We start from the raw sequence: 15,594 nt of genomic DNA on the forward strand, positions 1-15,594 counted from the left end.
GAAACTAACGATCAACAATCGCTAAGCAACGGCGAAGAAAGTCGATGAAACACTCGATGCAGCGGCTCAACGAAGGGCCCAACGAAGGGCCCGATAAAACGCCCGATAAATAGGCAAAAAACCGCCCGGAAGCGCGCATAAAAAAGCCCGGCATTGAGCCGGGCTGGGAAAGCCGCGCCTAAGGCGCGACAACCTGCAAAAACAATTTATGCAGCGAGCAGCGAACGAAGCACGTACGGCAGGATACCGCCGTGTTTGTAGTAATCGACTTCGATCGGCGTATCGACACGCAGCAGAACCGGCACCTTCTGAGTGCTGCCATCTTTACGATGGATCACCAGCGTGACGTCCTGTTGCGGTTTGAAATCGTTGCCCAGACCTTCGACGTCGAACGATTCTTCGCCGGTGATCTTCAGCGTATCGACGCTCGCGCCGTCCTTGAACTGCAACGGCAACACGCCCATGCCAACCAGGTTGGAACGGTGAATGCGCTCGAAGCTGCGTGCGACAACGACCTTCACACCCAGCAATTGCGTACCCTTGGCGGCCCAGTCGCGCGAGCTGCCGGTGCCGTACTCTTCGCCGCCGAACACCACGGTCGGGGTGCCTTCGTCGATGTACTTCATCGCCGCGTCGTAGATCGGCATATGTTTGCCGGACGGTTGGAAGATCGTCACGCCGCCTTCGATCCGGGTGCCGTCGGCATTGGCCGGCAGCATCAGGTTCTTGATCCGGACGTTGGCGAACGTGCCGCGCATCATCACTTCGTGGTTGCCGCGGCGCGAGCCGTAGCTGTTGAAGTCGGCTTTTTGCACGCCGTTGGCCTTGAGCCAGTCGCCTGCGGGCGACGCTTCCTTGATCGAACCGGCCGGGGAGATGTGGTCGGTGGTGACTGAGTCACCGAACACGCCCAGGGCGCGCGCGCCTTTGACCGGTGCAATGCTGTCAGCGGGCTGCATGCTGAAGTTGTTGCCGAAGAACGGCGGCTCAGCGATGTAGGTCGATTTCGGCCACGTATAGACTTCGCCCGCTTCACCTTCGATCTTGCTCCACAGATCGCCTTTCTTGGTCAGCTCAGCGTAGTTCTGCTTGAACACTTTCGAATTCAACGCGAACTTCATCAGCTTCTGGATTTCTTCGCTGGTCGGCCAAATGTCGCCCAAGTAGATATCCTTGCCATTCTTGCCCTTACCGACCGGCTCCGTCATCAAATCGCGCGTGACGTTGCCGGCGATCGCGTAAGCGACAACCAGCGGCGGCGAGGCCAGGAAGTTGGCGCGAATGCTCGGGTGGATCCGCGCTTCGAAGTTACGGTTGCCCGACAGCACGGCCGCCGCCACGATGTCGTTCTTCGCGATCGCTTCGTTCAGTTCCGGGGTCAGGTCGCCGGCATTACCGATACAGGTCGTGCAGCCGTAGGCCGTGACGCCGAAGCCCAACTGTTCCAGGTAGGGCAGCAAGCCGGCAGCGGTCAGGTATTCGGTCACGACGCGCGAACCCGGCGCGAGCGAGGTCTTGATGTGCGGAGCCACGCTCAGACCGGCCGCCACGGCCTTCTTGGCCAGCAGGCCGGCCGCGAGCAGCACGCTCGGGTTCGACGTGTTGGTGCAAGACGTGATGGCTGCGATCAGGATGTCGCCGTTTTTCACCGACACGCCGTCGGTGGTCTTGTAGGTTTCTTCGAGCTGCGCGGGGGTCTTGGAAAAACCGTTGGCGCTGGCCGGCTTCGAGAACAAATCGGCGAAGTTGGTCTTCATGTTGCCGAGCTCGATGCGGTCCTGGGGACGCTTCGGGCCTGCCAACGACGGCGACACGGTGCCGAGGTCCAGCGAGACGACATTGGTGTAGTCGATCTGGCCGGCTTTGGGGATGCCATACAGACCCTGCGCCTTGAAGTAATTCTGGAACGCAGCGATTTCATCCTTGGTGCGGCCCGTGCCTTCGAAGTACTCGATGGTCTTGTCGTCGACCGGGAAAAAGCCCATCGTTGCGCCGTATTCCGGTGCCATATTGCCGATCGTGGCGCGGTCCGGCAACGCCAGCGAAGCGGTGCCTTCACCGAAGAACTCAACGAACTTGCCGACGACCTTCTCGCGGCGCAGCATTTCGGTAATGGTCAGGACCAGGTCGGTCGCCGTCACGCCTTCGCGCAAGCGGCCTTTCAGTTCCACGCCGACCACATCCGGCGTCAGGAAATAGACCGGCTGCCCGAGCATGCCGGCTTCCGCTTCGATGCCGCCCACGCCCCAGCCCACCACGCCAATCCCGTTGATCATGGTGGTGTGGCTGTCGGTACCGACCAGCGAATCGGGGTAATAGACCTTGTCGTTGTCGATCTTCTTGCTGTGCACGCCGCGTGCCAGATATTCAAGGTTGACCTGGTGAACGATGCCGATGCCCGGCGGCACGACTTTGAACGTATCGAATGCCTGCATGCCCCACTTCATGAACTGGTAGCGCTCGTTATTGCGCTGGAATTCCAGTTTCATGTTCAGGTCAAGCGCATTGGGCTGACGGAAATAATCGATCTGCACCGAGTGGTCGACCACCAGATCGACCGGCACCAGCGGCTCGATCGATTTCGGGTCTTTGCCCATCTGTTCGGCCACGCCGCGCATGGCAGCGATGTCGGCGAGCAGCGGCACACCGGTGAAATCCTGCAGCACCACGCGCGACACGACAAACGGAATCTCATCGACGCGGTTGGCGACTGGCTTCCAGTTGGCGAGCTGAGCGATATGCTCGTCCGCGATCTTCTTGCCGTCGTAGTTGCGCAGCACCGACTCGAGCACGATGCGGATCGAAACCGGCAGGCGCTCGATTTTGACGCCGAGTGCTTTGCCAAGTGCGGGCAGTGAATAGAATTTGGCAGGCTTGCCGGAGCCTGCGTCGAAATCTTTCAGCGTTTTATGCAGATTATGGGCCATGGAATTTCCTTCGGTTATTCGCAAAAAGAATCGGAAACAGTTAAATCACATACAAATCGACATACTCGTTGACGGCCATTGCTTCGAGTTTTTTCTGATCGAGCGACACCGCCAAGATGGCTTCCTGTTGCTTGGCCGGGAAGTGGCGGGCCAAGTTGATCTTGAATTTCTCGATCAATAACGGAATACCATCCTTGCGGCGGCGCTTGTGCCCGATCGGATACTCCACCACCACCTCCGCGAGCTTCTTGCCGTCCTTGAATTCGATCGTCAACGCATTGGCGATCGAACGTTTTTCCGGATCGTGGTAATCCTTGGTGAATTGCTTGTCTTCGACGCACACGATCTTCTCGCGCAGCGTATCGATGCGCGGATCCTGTGCGATCGCATCTTCATAGTCGGCCGCCGTCAGACGCCCGAAGATCAACGGCACGGCCACCATGTACTGGATGCAATGGTCGCGGTCGGCCGGGTTGGCCAGCGGGCCTTGCTTGTCGATGATGCGGATCGCCGCTTCGTGCGTGCGTATCGTGATTTTCTTGATGTCGGCGACTGACTTGCCGGCCTTCGCAAGCGCCGCATGCAGCGTGAGCGCGGCTTCGACCGCGGTTTGCGAGTGGAATTCGGCCGGAAACGAAATCTTGAACAGCACGTTTTCCATCACGTAGCTGCCGTAGTCGCGCTGGAATTTGAACGGCTTGCCATCGAACAGCACGTCGTAGAAGCCCCAGGTCGGAGCCGTCAGCACCGACGGATAACCCATCTCGCCGGTCTTGGCGATCAGCGCCAGGCGCACCGCGCGCGAGGTGGCGTCACCCGCGGCCCACGACTTGCGGCTGCCAGTGTTGGGCGCGTGGCGGTAAGTGCGCAGCGACTGGCCATCGACCAGCGCCAGCGAGACGGCGTTGATCAACTCGTCGCGCGTGAGGCCGATCAGCTCGCCGACCACCGCGGTCGAGGCTAGCTTGACGAGCAGCACGTGGTCGAGGCCGACCTTGTTGAATGAGTTTTCGAGTGCGATACAACCCTGAATTTCGTGCGCCTTGACCATGCCGATCAAGACGTCTTTCATCGTCAACGGTTTTTTACCCGTGGCGACTGCGTTGCGCGAGAGCCAGTCTGCGGTGGCGAGGATGCCGCCCAGGTTGTCCGACGGGTGGCCCCATTCGGCGGCGAGCCACGTGTCGTTGAAGTCCAGCCAGCGGATCATCGCGCCTATGTTGAAGGCGGCTTGTACTGGGTCGAGCTGGAATTGCGTGCCCGGTACCTTGGCACCGTTGGGAACGACAGTGCCGGGAACGATAGGCCCCATCAGTTTGGTGCAGGCCGGGTATGACAGGGCCTCCAGTCCGCAGCCTAGCGTGTCGATCAGGCAGTTGCGTGCGGTGTCGAGCGCCAGCTTACTGTCGATTTTGTACTTGCGTACATAGTCGACAATATCGACCAGAACTTTGTCTGGTTTAGGCCGAACGCTCGAAATCGATGCGGACATGGAGATTTCCGTGAGCCTTAGGGTTTTTGCACCGGTGCGCTTTGGCTGGCCACGTCGGCCTTGCATTCGTCAGCCAGGCGGTCGTGCTGGTTGTCCTGGAACAACATCGCTTTGGTCGGAATGACCACCAGATCCCACGTGCTGGCCGGATCGTAGAAACGATCGGCGCCGGTGGTGGTTTTTTCGCGCGGCAATTTATTGGAATGATGGTCGAAGAACACGGTCAAATTCTCATCGTGTTTCAGGTCGCCCTCGACGTAGATCGATTCGCCTTCAGCGCAGCTCCACTTGACGGCGTCTGCCGGCATGGTTTCCTTCGCAGCGACAACTTCTTTCTTCTTGACGACCTTGCGCTTGGCTACGACATGCTTGGCTGCCGGCTTGACGCCGGAAGCGGGCTTTGCGGTTGCGGCTTTGGGGGCCGAGGCGGCGGTTTGGGCGATCACGTCGGTGGCAGCCAACAACGAGGTGCTTGCAAATGCGGCGGCGATTGCTAGAGAGAGTACTTTTTTCATTAAACCTTCCAAAGGATGATCAGGGTTACCAGGGTCGCGGCAGTAAGGTCGTTGGGTCATTGACGGCGCAGGCGACACTTACGGAAATTGCGGCGGCCTCTATTTTCGCCTAATTATCGGTATGAATTCCAAATCTTCGCCCTGATAGGGGTTCGCACTAAGAAGAAAAATGTTGGGGTCATGAGGCGGATCGGCCTGCAGCGGCCGTAAGCGGCGTTTTATCCGACGTTTTATCATTAATGAGGGGCGCTTCATCATTCGTGGCGGGTGTCGCCTTGCTCGCAGAGTGTCGTGCCTGATTCGTAGAAAGGGGCGCCTCCGCGGCAAAGAAAATGGCCGTTTCCGCCGGCAACGATAGCCCTATTGCACGGGCGCGGCTCAGTACGGACCAGTAGTAACGAAAGCTGGCGCGGTCATGCAGGGTGTTCTGATGCCGGATCGGCGCCCAATTGGCGGCCTGGGCCGTCAGCAAAATCTGTGCGGCAAGCTCGATCTGAGCGCCGTCGGGCGCAAACGCGGCGACGATAGGCTCGATCTGGTCGGGGTGGATACTCCACATCCGCGTATAGGCAAACTCTTCCCGAGCGCGTCGTGCGTCGCTCGCTACGACGGAAAGATCGCGAATCTCGGTGGTGACGTTATGCGAGGGCACTTTGCCATGCGCATGGCAAGCCGCCGATATTTCCAGCTTGGCCCGCCGCACCAGCGGATGATCGAATTGCCCGGGAGAGCGCATTGCGTTGTCCGTAATCGCGCCATGATGCGCGGAGACGAAATCCATCAGCCCGAAACTCAACGCCTGGACCGCAGGCAGCGCGACCAGTTGAGCGACCTCGGCAAGCGCGCCATGTGTTTCAACGAGTATATGCACCGGCACCGGGCGATCCAAGCCCAACGCGCGAACAGTGCTTTCAATATGAGCGATCATCTCGCGCGCTTCGTGCGCGCTGCGGATTTTCGGGAGTGTAATGTAGGCGGGCGCATGGTGTGCGGCGCGCAAAATCAAATCGATGTCATCGCGCCAGGCCCGGTGATCGAACGCGTGGATACGCACGCCGACCCGGCCGAAATGATCTTCGCGGCTACCTATCAGGCTTGCGACCAGCTCCGCGTGAGCCGATTCGCGGCCAACCTCTGCGCCATCCTCGCAATCGAGGGTGACGTCGAACACGGGACCTAGCCGCTGCTGCAGCGCCAGCGATTTGAGCATCAGCTTTTCGCTGCCAGCGTAATGATCACACGGCGGTAATAGCACCGGAGGTGCTTCACCGTCGAACAACACTTCGGCAGGATTCTGTGCGCGCATGGCGAAGAGCGACTTGAATCTCAAATAAGCTGGCACTAGCATCGGCCAGACAGCAGGTCGAACGGCCGGCCAGACAACAGGGCCGGACGGGGGAAAATCGGAGTCGCCAGCATTAAGGTGGCAGACCCGGGTGGCAAACGCCGATCAAGACGCTGGACCATACCGGGCCAGCGCCTCGAACGTTCAGCCCAGCAGATGCTGGATGCCTTCGCGTTCTTCAAGCAATTCCTGCAGCGTGCCGTCCATCTTTTCGCGAGAAAACGCGTCGATCGCCAAGCCCTCGATGCGCTTGTATTCGCCGTTTTCGCAGGTGACGGGAACGCCGTAGATGATGTCTTCCGGAATGCCGTATGAACCATCCGACGGAATGCCCATCGTGACCCACTTGCCGTTGGTGCCGAGCACCCAGTCACGCACGTGATCGATCGCAGCATTGGCCGCCGAAGCTGCCGACGACAGGCCGCGTGCTTCGATGATCGCCGCGCCGCGCTTGCCGACGGTCGGGATGAACGTGTTGCGATTCCATTCGTCGTCGTTGATCAGCTTGGTCAGCGACTGGCCTTCAACCGTGGCGACGCGGAAGTCCGGGTACATGGTCGGCGAGTGGTTGCCCCACACAGCCAGCTTTTCGATCGAAGCGACAGGCTTGCCCGACTTGGCAGCCAGTTGCGACAGCGCGCGGTTGTGATCGAGGCGCAGCATGGCGGTGAAGTTCTTTTTCGGCAGATCCGGCGCCGACTTCATCGCGATGTAGGCATTGGTGTTCGCCGGATTGCCGACGACCAGCACCTTGATGTCGCGGCTCGCGACTTCGTTGATGGCGCGGCCCTGGACCGTGAAGATTTCCGCATTGGCGGTCAACAGGTCCTTGCGTTCCATACCCTTGCTGCGCGGGCGGGCGCCGACCAGCAGTGCAACGTCGGCATCCTTGAATGCCACTTTCGGGTCGTCGGTGATCACCACGCCGGACAGCAGCGGAAACGCGCAATCTTCCAACTCCATTACAACGCCTTTAACGGCGCCTTGAGCTTGCGGGAGGTCGAGCAACTGGAGGATTACGGGCTGGTCCTTGCCGAGCAGGTCGCCGTTGGCGATGCGAAACAGCAGGGAGTAAGCGATTTGACCGGCGGCGCCGGTAACGGCAACGCGCTTTGCGGTCTTGGCCATGAGAGTTCTCCAAACGAATCGTGAAGGGGTGTGACGGGCACACTAGTACATACTCGCGATCACGGACCTGGCAGGCAAGCCCGAGACATACCGAAGCGCGACTGACTTAATATGACACAGTCCGGTTACGGTACTGTGATCGGACCTCGATTTTGACACGGAGTGTAGAAGTGCGAAAGTCGAAAGTCAACCCTCTCTTATGTCTTATATAAGACATAAGAATTTCAGGGATTTCGATGGACGGACCCGGCACTTTATGATGCAATATTGCGATGACTACGAACCAGGCCAATTCATCGAATGCCGCGGGCGGCGAGCGCACTGCCGATGCCGGTGCGCCATCGCCCACGTTCAGTCCGTTATACCAGCAAATCAAAGGGTTGATCACGCAAAGCCTGGAGGCTGGCGAGTGGAAGCCCGGCGAGATCATTCCCAGCGAGGTCGAGCTGGCGACGCGTTACAAGGTCAGCCAAGGCACGGTGCGCAAGGCCATCGACGAACTCGCGGCCGACAACATCGTGGTGCGCCGGCAGGGCAAGGGCACCTTTGTCGCCACGCATACCGAAGATCGCGTGCAGTTCCGTTTCTTACGTTTACTACCCGATAGTGGGCTCGACACGCCGCACGACAGCCGTTTGATCGACTGCCGACGACTGCGCGCGCCCGCCGAGATCGCGCGCCAGCTCGAGATCCGGCCGGCCGATCCGGTGGTGTTGGTGCGGCGGGTGCTGGAGTTTTCCGGCGTGGCGACGGTGCTGGACGAGATCTGGCTGCCCGGCGCAATGTTCCGCGGTTTGACGCTGGAACGGCTGGCCGAGCACAAGGGGCCGTTGTACGCGCTATTTGAAACCGAGTTCGGCACGCGTATGATTCGCGCGTCGGAAAAAATTCGAGCGGTAGCAGCCGATGCCGCGGTCGCGGAGCGGTTGGGCGTGGCCGAAGGATTTCCGCTCCTGAGTGTCGACCGGGTGACCTATACCTATGGCGATCGGCCGGTCGAGGTGCGCCGCGGCTGGTACGTCACGACACAATACTTTTATCAGAACGATTTAAGCTGAATGAGCCTGTCGAAATGATAAATACCGGAGCGGTTCTAAATCGTCATTTACGGATATCGCTCGCCATATCAATGATTTAGTAGGTGCGCCGTCGACTCGGTCCGTGGTTTCGCTGCAGGGCCGGGGCAAAAGGCGCTAAAATTCAAAAGTTAAACGACTTAATGAGGTCCAGCATGGCTGAAGTTTTGAAGAAACCGAGACCGGAATACCGGAATATCGGAATTGCTCAGATCCTGAAATATCGGCTACCGTTGGCCGGCCGGGTCTCCATCCTGCACCGCGCAAGCGGATTGATCCTGTTTCTGCTGTTGCCTTTCGCGCTCTATCTCTTCGAACAAAGCCTCACCTCGGAAATCACCTTTGACACGCTCAAGGGCATCGCTTCCAACATCATCGTCAAATTGATTATTCTCGTGCTGTCATGGGCGTTCCTGTTCCATTTCTGCGCGGGCGTGCGCCATCTGATCATGGACACCAACCACGCTGCGGTTACCAAAGAACGCGGCCGTACGACTTCCGCCGTGGTGCTGATCGTTTCTTCCCTGCTGACGCTGGCCGTCGCAGCTAAATTGTTTGGAGCGTTTTAATCATGGCGCAGATTGAAAAAATCGGTTCCAAGCGGGTCGTCGTCGGCGCGCATTACGGCCTGCGTGACTGGCTCGCGCAACGCGCGACCGCCGCGATCATGGCGATCTATACGATTATCTTGCTGGGCTGGTTTTTCGCCGCCCACGATTTCTCGTACGAAGGCTGGGCTTCGATCTTCTCCGTACAGTGGATGAAATTGGCTACCTTCGTGACCATGCTGGCGGTGTTCTACCACGCTTGGGTCGGTATCCGCGACATCTGGATGGACTACATCAAGCCGGTCGGCCTGCGCCTCGTGCTGCAGGTTTTGACGATCGTTTGGTTGCTCGGATGCGCTGGCTACGCCGCACAGATTCTCTGGAGAGTTTAAGCATGGCTGAAATCAAAAAGTCTTTGCCGCGTCGTCGTTTTGACGTGGTGATTGTCGGTGCAGGCGGTTCGGGCATGCGCGCGTCGCTGCAACTGGCCAAGGCCGGGTTGTCGGTTGCCGTGCTGTCCAAAGTGTTCCCCACCCGTTCGCACACAGTGGCCGCCCAGGGCGGGATTGGCGCATCGCTGGGCAACATGAGCGAAGACAATTGGCACTATCACTTCTACGACACGATCAAGGGTTCCGACTGGCTCGGCGACCAGGATGCGATCGAATACATGTGTCGTGAAGCACCGAAAGTGGTCTACGAACTCGAACACTTCGGCATGCCGTTTGACCGTAATGCGGACGGCACGATTTATCAGCGTCCGTTTGGCGGCCACACCGCTAACTACGGCGAAAAGCCGGTGCAGCGCGCTTGCGCGGCCGCCGACCGCACCGGTCACGCGCTGTTGCACACGCTTTATCAGCAGAACGTCCAGGCCAAGACGCATTTCTTTGTCGAATGGATGGCGCTCGACCTGATACGCGATGCCGATGGCGACGTGCTCGGCGTGACCGCGATGGAAATGGAAACGGGCGACGTCTACATTCTCGAAGGCAAGACCACCTTGTTCGCCACCGGCGGCGCGGGCCGGATTTACGCAGCTTCCACCAACGCCTACATCAACACGGGCGACGGGCTGGGCATGGCGGCGCGGGCCGGCATTGCGCTGCAAGACATGGAGTTCTGGCAGTTCCATCCGACCGGCGTGGCGGGTGCGGGCGTGCTGATTACCGAAGGTGTGCGCGGCGAGGGCGGTATCTTGCGCAACTCGAACGGTGAACGTTTCATGGAACGTTATGCCCCGACGCTGAAGGATCTGGCGCCGCGCGATTTCGTGTCGCGTTCGATGGACCAGGAAATCAAGGAAGGGCGCGGTTGCGGCCCGAACGGCGATTACGTGCTGCTCGATCTGTCGCACATCGGCGCCGAAACCATCATGAAGCGCTTGCCGTCGATTCGTGAAATCGCGTTGAAATTCGCGAACGTCGACTGTATCAAGGAACCGATCCCGGTGATCCCGACCATCCATTACCAGATGGGCGGTATTCCTACCAATATCCACGGCCAGGTGGTCGGCCGCCCGGGTGCGGTCGAAGCGCCGCTCAACGGTTTGTATGCCGTGGGCGAATGCTCGTGCGTCTCGGTGCACGGTGCCAACCGTCTGGGCACGAATTCGCTGCTCGACTTGCTGGTATTCGGCCGCGCCGCGGGCAATCACATCATCGAGAACCTCAAGAACGTCCGCGAACACAAGCCGTTGCCGGCCGATGCCGCTGACCGCTCACTGTCGCGTTTGGCCAAGCTGCAAAACTCGACATCGGGCGAGTACACCCAGGACGTCGCGAACGATATCCGCAAGACCATGCAGACCTACGCCGGCGTGTTCCGTACCTCGGAACTGCTGTCGACTGGCGTGCAGAAGATCCAGGAAATCGCCGCGCGTGCGGATCACATTCACTTGAAGGACAAGTCGAAGGTGTTCAACACGGCACTGGTCGAAGCGCTCGAATTGGCCAACCTGACCGAAGCTGCCCGCGCGACCTTGGTTTCCGCGGAAGCGCGCAAGGAAAGCCGGGGCGCTCATGCTCAGTCGGATTTTGAGCATCGCGATGACGAAAACTGGATGCGCCACACGTTGTGGTTCAGCGAAGGCGATCGCCTCGATTACAAGCCGGTGCACATGACGCCGTTGACCGTTGAATCGGTACCGCCGAAGGCACGCACGTTCTAAACGCAGGCGAATCCGCAAGCAAGGACTTACATTATGGCAATCAGAACATTTGAGATTTATCGTTACGATCCGGACAGCGATGCGGCACCGCGCATGCAGAGCTACGAGGTCGAGATCGATTCGCACGAGCGCATGCTGCTCGACGCATTGGTGAAACTGAAGTCGATCGACGAAACGCTGTCGTTTCGCCGTTCATGCCGCGAAGGCGTGTGCGGTTCGGACGCGATGAACATCAACGGCAAGAACGGTTTGGCTTGCCAGACCAACCTGAACGATCTGCCGCAGAAGATCGTGCTGCGTCCGTTGCCGGGCCTGCCGGTGGTGCGCGACCTGATTTGCGACTTCACGCAATTCTTCAACCAGTATCATTCGATCAAGCCGTTCCTGATCAACGATACGCCGCCGCCTGAAAAAGAACGTCTGCAATCGCCGGAACAACGCGACGAGCTGGACGGTCTGTATGAATGTATCCTGTGCGCAAGCTGTTCGACTTCCTGCCCGAGCTTCTGGTGGAATCCGGACAAGTTCGTCGGACCCGCCGGGCTGCTGCAGGCTTACCGCTTTATCGCAGACAGCCGCGACCAAGCCACGGCCGAGCGTCTGGATAACCTGGAAGACCCGTACCGCCTGTTCCGCTGCCACACCATCATGAATTGCGTCGACGTATGCCCGAAGGGTCTGAACCCGACCAAGGCCATCGGCAAGATCAAAGAACTGATGGTGCGTAGGGCGATCTGAGATGACTACGCCGGCAGAGCCGCCGAGGGTGTCCCCTCAGGCATCGCCCGAGTCCACCTCTCACCAGGAGGACCCGGCGCGCCGGGCACGTCTGCGCTGGCGGGCACGGCGCGGCTTGCTTGAAAACGACCTGATCATGGAGCGTTTTTTTGCGCGCTACGAGAATGAGCTCAGCGATGCCGATGTGGGCGCGCTGACCGAGCTTCTCGAACTCGGCGACAATGATTTGATGGACCTGTTGTTGGCTCGTTCAGAGCCGCAAGGTCCGCTAGCCACCCCGGCTGTCCAGCGCGTGCTGGGCCTGCTGCGGTCCGTTTAAGTTTCACCTTCTTTCGACTCGAGGAACCTATGACTCCGTCCGATGTTAAGGCTACGCTAACGTTCAGCGACAATTCCCCCAGTGTAGAACTGCCGATTTTCAAGGGTACGATGGGCCCGGATGTAATCGACATCCGTAAGCTGTATGGCCAGACCGGTAAGTTCACCTATGATCCGGGCTTCATGTCGACGGCGGCGTGCAACTCCGCCATCACCTACATCGATGGCGACAAGGGCGAGCTGCTGTATCGCGGCTACCCGATTGAGCAACTTGCGGTCAAGACCGACTTCCTCGAGACCTGCTATCTGCTGCTCAACGGCGAACTGCCGAACGTGGCGCAGAAGAAAGAATTCGTGACGACCGTGACCAATCACACGATGGTTCACGAGCAGATGCAGTTTTTCTTCCGTGGCTTCCGTCGCGATTCGCATCCGATGGCTGTGCTGACCGGTTGCGTGGGCGCACTTTCGGCGTTCTATCACGATTCGCTCAATATCAACGATCCGCGTCACCGCGAAGTGTCCGCGATCCGGATGATCGCGAAGTTGCCTACGCTGGTGGCGATGGCGTACAAGTACACGATCGGCATGCCGTTCGTGTATCCGCGTAATGATTTGTCGTACAGCGCCAATTTCATGCGCATGATGTTCGGCAATCCGTGCGAAGAGTACAAGGTCAATGATGTGCTGGTGCGCGCACTGGACCGTATCCTGATCTTGCATGCCGATCACGAGCAAAACGCCTCGACCTCGACCGTGCGTCTGGCCGGTTCCTCGGGTGCCAACCCGTTTGCGTGTATCGCGGCCGGTATCGCTTGCTTGTGGGGCCCGGCACACGGCGGCGCCAACGAAGCGGCGCTGAACATGCTTGAAGAAATCGGCTCCGTTGACAACATTCCCGAGTTCATCAAGCAGGTCAAGGACAAGAACTCGGGCGTCAAGCTCATGGGCTTCGGTCACCGCGTGTACAAGAACTACGACCCGCGGGCCAAGCTGATGCGCGAAACGTGCCACGAAGTGCTTGATGAGTTGGGCCTGCACGACGACCCGTTGTTCAAGCTGGCGATGCAACTGGAAAAAATCGCGCTCGAAGACGAATACTTTGTGTCGCGCAAGCTTTACCCGAACGTGGACTTCTATTCCGGCATCGTGCAGCGCGCACTGGGCATTCCGACGTCGATGTTCACCTGCATCTTCGCGATGGCGCGTACGGTGGGCTGGATCGCGCAGTGGAACGAGATGATTTCCGAAGCAGATCAGAAGATTGGTCGTCCGCGTCAGCTCTTTGTCGGCAACACGCCGCGCGAAGCGAAGCCGCTGGATCAGCGTTAAAGCGCAACGTCAAGCGCGCAGGATAGCTCGGCTGCCGCAGCATTAAGCGACAGCGATAGCAGTAATCTTGCGTGTGGCGAGCGAAGCGGCTTCCGGGTCGGTTCGCTTGCACCAAAACGCCCCCGGTATGCGATGCATGCCGGGGGCGTTTGTTCTTGGACGCCGCGCCAAGGACGACATTGCTGCAACGTAATTTTGCGCAGACTTTCTATCAGACATCCTGAACTAGTCCTGCATTTGGTGCATGACTCGCGTTAATGGCACTTTAATGGGCGGTTTGGCCGATCGGTTGGCTCGATTCGAGGGTTTCCCTGTGGCATAATAAGTCGATTACAGCGGTATGTCGCTGCGCCCAGTCGCATTTTTATCGAGTTGGAAATGGCCCAAACCCTCTATGACAAATTGTGGGATTCGCACGTCGTTCATACCGAGGAAGACGGCACCACACTGATTTACATCGATCGCCACTTGCTGCATGAAGTGACGAGCCCGCAGGCCTTCGAAGGTTTGAAGCTGGCGCATCGGCCAGTGTGGCGTATCAGTGCGAATCTCGCCGTCTCGGATCACAACGTTCCCACCACCGATCGCCGCAACGGCATTGCCGATCCGGTGTCGCGTCTGCAAGTCGATACGCTCGATGAGAACTGCGACGCGTTCGGCATCACCCAGTTCAAGATGAACGATCTGCGCCAAGGGATCGTACACGTGATAGGGCCCGAGCAAGGTGCGACCATGCCCGGCATGACCATCGTGTGCGGCGACTCGCATACGTCGACCCACGGCGCTTTTGGCGCATTGGCATTCGGCATCGGCACCTCGGAAGTCGAGCATGTGCTCGCGACCCAGACCTTGATGCAGAAGAAAAGCAAGAACATGCTGGTCGCAGTGAACGGTCCGTTGCCCCGCGGCTGTACGGCAAAGGACGTGGTTCTCGCGATCATCGGCAAGATCGGCACCGCAGGCGGGACGGGCTATGCAATCGAGTTCGGTGGTTCGACGATACGCGCGCTGTCGATGGAAGGCCGCATGACGGTATGCAATATGGCGATCGAAGCGGGCGCACGCGCCGGCATGGTCGCGGTCGACGACACGACGATCCAGTATTTCAAGGGGCGTCCGTATGCGCCTACCGGCGTCGAATTAGAGCAGGCGGCGCGTTATTGGAAAACGCTGGTTTCGGACGAAGGTGCGAAGTTCGACCGCGTGGTCGAACTCAATGCCGCAGAAATCTCGCCGCAAGTCACGTGGGGAACGTCACCGGAAATGGTCGCCGCGATCGATGGGCGCGTGCCGGATCCCGAGCGCGAGAAAGACCCGGTCAAACGCGAGGCGCTGGAGCGTGCGCTCAAGTACATGGCGCTGGCGCCCAATACGCCGCTCGAATCGATCAAGCTCGACAAGGTGTTTATCGGTTCCTGCACCAACTCGCGCATCGAAGACATACGCGCTGCCGCTTACGTGGTGCGCAAGCTGGGCCGGCGTGTTGCGCCGAATGTGAGGCTGGCGATGGTCGTGCCGGGTTCGGGCTTGGTGAAAGAGCAAGCGGAGCAGGAAGGGCTGGATCAGGTCTTTTTGAACGCGGGCTTCGAATGGCGTGAACCCGGTTGCTCGATGTGTCTGGCGATGAATGCCGATCGTCTCGAGCCGGGCGAGCGCTGCGCTTCGACGTCGAACCGCAATTTCGAAGGACGGCAGGGCGCGGGTGGCCGCACGCATCTGGTGAGTCCGGCGATGGCGGCTGCTGCTGCGATCGAAGGTCATTTTGTCGATATTCGCAAGCTTTCCTAGCGAGCGGCTCGGCCGCATGTAGGTGCATGGCAGGTGCGCATGAATAAGTGCATCTGAGCGCACACAGGCGCGCGCGGTTCGCGCCGCTAACCGACTTGCCTGCGGCGACGCCGCGGCGGTCTTTACGGGTTTGATGCAATCATGGATAAATTCGTCGTACATACCGGCATGGTGATGCCGCTCGATCGTGAAAACGTCGATACGGACGCGATCATCC

General features: G+C 59.2%; 13 protein-coding genes and 1 pseudogene. 9 read left to right on the forward strand and 5 right to left on the reverse strand.

Features of this window, described 5'->3' with window-relative positions:
- Positions 1–206: 206 nt before the first annotated feature.
- From acnA to GSQ77_RS04755, 5 genes are all read right to left on the reverse strand, one after another.
- Positions 207–2,927 carry an aconitate hydratase AcnA gene (gene acnA, locus GSQ77_RS04735; protein ID WP_158899502.1) on the reverse strand — a complete coding sequence of 907 codons (2,721 nt, stop codon included), beginning with the start codon at positions 2,925–2,927 and terminating at the stop codon, positions 207–209.
- A 40-nt stretch (positions 2,928–2,967) separates the two neighbouring features.
- Entirely contained in the window at positions 2,968–4,419 is a 1,452-nt protein-coding gene (locus GSQ77_RS04740; protein WP_158899504.1) for a bifunctional 2-methylcitrate dehydratase/aconitate hydratase, read from the reverse strand.
- 17 nt (positions 4,420–4,436) lie between these two features.
- Positions 4,437–4,934: a hypothetical protein gene (locus tag GSQ77_RS04745; protein WP_158899506.1), complete on the reverse strand. Its 498-nt coding sequence runs from the start codon at positions 4,932–4,934 to the stop codon at positions 4,437–4,439.
- Between the two features lie 178 nt (positions 4,935–5,112).
- Positions 5,113–6,240: a CoA ester lyase gene (locus GSQ77_RS04750; RefSeq protein ID WP_158899508.1), complete on the reverse strand. Its 1,128-nt coding sequence runs from the start codon at positions 6,238–6,240 to the stop codon at positions 5,113–5,115.
- A gap of 183 nt (positions 6,241–6,423) precedes the next feature.
- Positions 6,424–7,407, reverse strand: coding sequence for a malate dehydrogenase (locus tag GSQ77_RS04755; protein ID WP_158899510.1), 984 nt, complete (start codon positions 7,405–7,407; stop codon positions 6,424–6,426).
- A gap of 272 nt (positions 7,408–7,679) precedes the next feature.
- Between GSQ77_RS04755 and GSQ77_RS04760 the strand changes: the two genes are divergently transcribed.
- The 9 genes and pseudogenes from GSQ77_RS04760 to GSQ77_RS04800 all read left to right on the forward strand — a co-directional run.
- A complete protein-coding gene (locus tag GSQ77_RS04760) occupies positions 7,680–8,465 on the forward strand; it encodes a GntR family transcriptional regulator (RefSeq protein WP_158899512.1) in 786 nt (261 codons plus the stop codon).
- Between the two features lie 173 nt (positions 8,466–8,638).
- On the forward strand, positions 8,639–9,052 hold the full coding sequence (gene sdhC / locus GSQ77_RS04765) for a succinate dehydrogenase, cytochrome b556 subunit (RefSeq protein ID WP_158899514.1): 414 nt from the start codon (positions 8,639–8,641) through the stop codon (positions 9,050–9,052).
- A 2-nt stretch (positions 9,053–9,054) separates the two neighbouring features.
- The gene (gene sdhD / locus GSQ77_RS04770; RefSeq protein WP_158899516.1) at positions 9,055–9,423 is read left to right on the forward strand and encodes a succinate dehydrogenase, hydrophobic membrane anchor protein; all 369 of its coding nucleotides are present in this window, start codon (positions 9,055–9,057) and stop codon (positions 9,421–9,423) included.
- 2 nt (positions 9,424–9,425) lie between these two features.
- A complete protein-coding gene (gene sdhA / locus GSQ77_RS04775) occupies positions 9,426–11,201 on the forward strand; it encodes a succinate dehydrogenase flavoprotein subunit (RefSeq protein ID WP_158899518.1) in 1,776 nt (591 codons plus the stop codon).
- Between the two features lie 33 nt (positions 11,202–11,234).
- Positions 11,235–11,939, forward strand: coding sequence for a succinate dehydrogenase iron-sulfur subunit (locus tag GSQ77_RS04780; protein WP_158899520.1), 705 nt, complete (start codon positions 11,235–11,237; stop codon positions 11,937–11,939).
- Between the two features lies 1 nt (position 11,940).
- Positions 11,941–12,258: a succinate dehydrogenase assembly factor 2 gene (locus GSQ77_RS04785; protein WP_158899522.1), complete on the forward strand. Its 318-nt coding sequence runs from the start codon at positions 11,941–11,943 to the stop codon at positions 12,256–12,258.
- A 29-nt stretch (positions 12,259–12,287) separates the two neighbouring features.
- A complete protein-coding gene (gene gltA / locus GSQ77_RS04790; RefSeq protein WP_158899524.1) occupies positions 12,288–13,589 on the forward strand; it encodes a citrate synthase in 1,302 nt (433 codons plus the stop codon).
- Between the two features lie 378 nt (positions 13,590–13,967).
- On the forward strand, positions 13,968–15,377 hold the full coding sequence (gene leuC, locus GSQ77_RS04795; protein ID WP_158899526.1) for a 3-isopropylmalate dehydratase large subunit: 1,410 nt from the start codon (positions 13,968–13,970) through the stop codon (positions 15,375–15,377).
- Between the two features lie 141 nt (positions 15,378–15,518).
- Positions 15,519–15,594, forward strand: a pseudogene (locus GSQ77_RS04800) (3-isopropylmalate dehydratase small subunit); the annotation flags it as partial.

This window comes from Burkholderia sp. L27(2015) (genome assembly GCF_009765705.1).
Classification (GTDB): Bacteria; Pseudomonadota; Gammaproteobacteria; order Burkholderiales; family Burkholderiaceae; genus LMUX01.